This window comes from Gemmiger formicilis (genome assembly GCF_016900095.1).
Classification (GTDB): Bacteria; Bacillota; Clostridia; order Oscillospirales; family Ruminococcaceae; genus Gemmiger; species Gemmiger formicilis_A.
In genome coordinates this window covers 1-3180 of the sequence record NZ_JACJJP010000064.1, presented here as the reverse complement: position 1 = coordinate 3180, position 3180 = coordinate 1, and the positions used below count along the sequence as shown (strand labels likewise).

At 50.9% G+C, this 3180-nt stretch carries 4 protein-coding genes and 1 pseudogene; 1 reads left to right on the top strand and 4 read right to left on the bottom strand.

Annotation, left to right across the window (positions count from 1 at the left end; genetic code table 11):
* The coding region (locus H6B15_RS15130; protein ID WP_204648835.1) for a toxic anion resistance protein at positions 1–250 on the top strand (250 nt) is incomplete at its 5' end.
* Between the two features lie 142 nt (positions 251–392).
* On the opposite strand, the gene H6B15_RS15125 is transcribed toward H6B15_RS15130, so the two are convergent.
* From H6B15_RS15125 to H6B15_RS15110, 4 genes and pseudogenes are all read right to left on the bottom strand, one after another.
* Positions 393–593, bottom strand: a complete 201-nt coding sequence (locus H6B15_RS15125; RefSeq protein WP_204648834.1) for a hypothetical protein — start codon at positions 591–593, stop codon at positions 393–395.
* A 56-nt stretch (positions 594–649) separates the two neighbouring features.
* Positions 650–1825 (bottom strand): hypothetical protein, encoded by a 1176-nt coding sequence (locus tag H6B15_RS15120; RefSeq protein WP_204648833.1) that lies wholly within the window; start codon positions 1823–1825, stop codon positions 650–652.
* 138 nt (positions 1826–1963) lie between these two features.
* Entirely contained in the window at positions 1964–2506 is a 543-nt protein-coding gene (locus H6B15_RS15115; RefSeq protein WP_204648832.1) for a flavodoxin domain-containing protein, read from the bottom strand.
* A 9-nt stretch (positions 2507–2515) separates the two neighbouring features.
* Positions 2516–3180, bottom strand: a pseudogene (locus H6B15_RS15110) (hypothetical protein); the annotation flags it as partial.

Below are 3180 nucleotides of genomic sequence, written 5' to 3'. Positions count from 1 at the left end.
AAAGCTGAGCAAAAACGTCGCCATCCAGACTGCGCCGCAGATCCGGTTGATCCAGAGCAACGATAAAATGCCGGCAGATAAAATTCAAATGGCGGCTCTCAGCACCGTTCCACTGTGGGAAAGCCAGATCAAGATCGCTCTGGGACTGCACCGGCAGGAGGGCCGCGCTGCCCGCCAGAGTGCGGAAGCGGACCTCCTGAGGATCGAGCGGCAGCTTAAAAAGGCGCTACTTGAAGCTGCGCAGCAGTAATAGACAAAATGGCAAAATCCCTTTCAGGTTGCAAAACTGACTGCTCAGCACAACCTGAAAAGGGATTTTATGTTTTTGCTGTGTGTGTAGCAGGATAAGCTTATTCACAGGTAAGCAGCGGAAATTGGGTGGAATTTTTATTTTATCCTTTTTCGTGCTCACAAACTTCGGTCGATTGGGGAGCCTTTATCTGTCTAAAAACCAGAATCCCCTTGGAAGAAGGTGTAATAGAACAAGAAACCAGTTCAAATCCTTCCTGTTCCATTTGATTGGCTACATCTTCGATTCTTGCCGCCATTTCCTTTGCTTTAGGAGAGTATTTTACAACAATCGTCTTATACATTCTGAAGCCTCCTTTGTTATCTTTTTTGGAGTGTGTGAGCGCAAATCATTTTACGGCTACGCTTTTCTTAAAAAATCCAGCAGGATCCGTTCCTGCTCCACTGGAAAGGTGCGGGGAATCCAGAGCGTCTTGGAAAAGGCATTTTTCTGATGCGTACCGTAGGCGTCCTTTGTCTTCCGGGTAAATATTCCCCGGATACAGATGGATCGTCTTCCCACAGAATACTCTTTCAGCCGGAGCAGCACAAAGGCAAATTCCACCCGCTCGTCCATGCTGCCGCTATAACCGGTATAGCACAGCCGGTTTTCCGAGAGATACACGCGCTGAACCAAAGACGTCCCTGAGCAGTTTGCCCAGTACATCAGAAGCGGGATCACAGCGAAGATCGAGGCGGCCGCCAGAGCCATAAACGGCTGACGCAGCATCAAGACCGCCAACTGGTCCTGATGGTTCTTGGTGAAATACAGCACGAGAAAAGAAAGCAGGAACGCGCCCGGGCAAACCGCCAGCACAAGCAGCTTCGGCAGCCGCAGATACTGTTTGCGGCGAATGGGATCGGTTTCTAGGACCAGGTTGCCGGACACAACTGCGGCCTGCCGTTCCTTGTCCCGCTTTATTTCATGTTCCGCCTTGTCTCCCTTAAACCCGGAGATAAAAGTGAGAATGAGTGGGATCAACAGCAGGAGCAAAGCGGTCAGGGCGATGGTAAAAATAAAAGCGTTGCTTGCCGCGTTGGATAACGGTGCGAAGGTGACGATGCAGACCAGCAGCGTCAATATCTCCAGGATCAGCATATAAAAGGCGATGGGAAGGAAAATATTTAAAAACCGCTTGCCTTTCAGATTGTACCGTTTGCTCCTGTTCAGGCTTTTCAGCCCTTTGCTTTCGATGAGTCCGCTGCTCAGATCCGCTGCGGTCTGGGCATTGGACAGATTTGCAAGCATCAATATGGCAGTGACGGCAAGCAGAACTCCCCTGTTTTGTTCGGCGGTGTCATTTTCTTTATGCTTTATTGCGGCCAGAATTGTCAAAACAATTTTTACGATCAGAGAGAGATAAATGGGGCCAAACAGCATGAAAAACATCCGCAGATCGAAAAACATATCCTCGGAAAGGCCAATTCTTTCAGCGGGGATCCACCCGAGAAGCCAGCCGATCCCGATAAACACCGCATAAGATATCACAACCTTAATCAGCCATTTTACAAAGCGGACAGTTCGCTTTTCAGCCATAAACCATTTCCTTTCCGATACGCGTGAAAGCACCCGATTGATAAGAGAGCGTAAAATAATGCGCTCGTGGCACCCACATAGAATCCCTCGCAGCGGAGAAAGCCAAACTGGCTAAGCTATGCATTCAAATAATTTTTCTTACCTGCTTTCCCTCTGCATCTCATTGATAATCGGCCGCAGGGAAGCGAAATCGACAAAATCTGCCTGCTTGCCGTAGGTTTCCATTAACGCCTTGTCTTCTTCGCTCCATTCTTCCGCCGGTTTCTTTTGCAGAGATCGGTGCAGTAGCGCCATCATGGTTCGGTGTCCCAGAGATAGCGCCTGATAATCAATGGCGCCTCGCAGATGGAAAACCGCTGCTCTGCCATATAGCTGGGCGGGAATCTGTTTTTGCAGGGAGTTCCGGATATTCTCCCGATTTTGCGGTATATCCGGATCAGCCAGCCCGACCGTAACGATCACCAGCCTCTGCCCGTCCCGCAAGGACAGACTGCGCAATGTCCTGGCCAGCCCCAAAACACCACCGGCATACAGCGCGCCGATATACACGATGGTCTGATGCCCGGAAAGCGACGGAATATCTCGATAGCCGACAGCGGGGATGCCGGTTTTGCTGGACAGCTCCTGCGCATACCGGCGGGCGCTTCCGTACCTGCTTCCGTATAAAATGATGGACTTCATGCAATCACCTTACCCCTTATTACGAGAACAATCGTCCTGTTTTAAAAGTGCGAACAAGAACCGGCCGCAAGACAGAGAGGATAGAATCATAAACAGATCGGCAATCGGAACAAACAGGAAGGATGGAAGCAGCACACGGGTGTAGCGGCTCTTTACGGTTTTGCGCTTGTATACGGCCGCAGACAACCGGGCCAGGCAAAACAATACACCGAAATTGAAAAACAGCCAGCTTCCCGCCTGAATGGCGAGGGTATAAAGCATGTCCGGCGGTACGCTTCCTGCCGTAAGAAACGAAACGGCGATCTGTACGATAGATAGCGCGATCAAAACAGGATAGACGATTCCCAGCACCCGCAGCATGACGCCTCCGCCAATCCCGATCCCGCCGCTCCAGACGGCGCCGGAATGCAGGCACCAGGATTCCAGTATCCGCAGTGCAGTACGGTTTTGCTGTCCCTCTATAAAGCCGTTGTTGGCAATGGCGTACAGGCGGAACCGAAGAGAACGGGCTTTACAATATTCTTCTGCCAGCGATAGGAACTCTGCTAAATGAGAGGGCAATCCATCCACATAAAGCGGGAAAGAGATACATACGGCGTCCGCGCTGCCCAACTGGGAAAGCGCATGGTCAAAGTCTTTCCGGCTCCGCAGAGGAACCGTTTTTTTGACAAGGC

What these genes read in the sequence shown, in the direction of transcription:
- H6B15_RS15125 (WP_204648834.1), bottom strand. Translation starts at nt 593, where the DNA reads ATGTATAAGACGATTGTTGTAAAATACTCTCCTAAAGCAAAGGAAATG.
- H6B15_RS15120 (WP_204648833.1), bottom strand. Translation starts at nt 1,825, where the DNA reads ATGGCTGAAAAGCGAACTGTCCGCTTTGTAAAATGGCTGATTAAGGTT.
- H6B15_RS15115 (WP_204648832.1), bottom strand. Translation starts at nt 2,506, where the DNA reads ATGAAGTCCATCATTTTATACGGAAGCAGGTACGGAAGCGCCCGCCGG.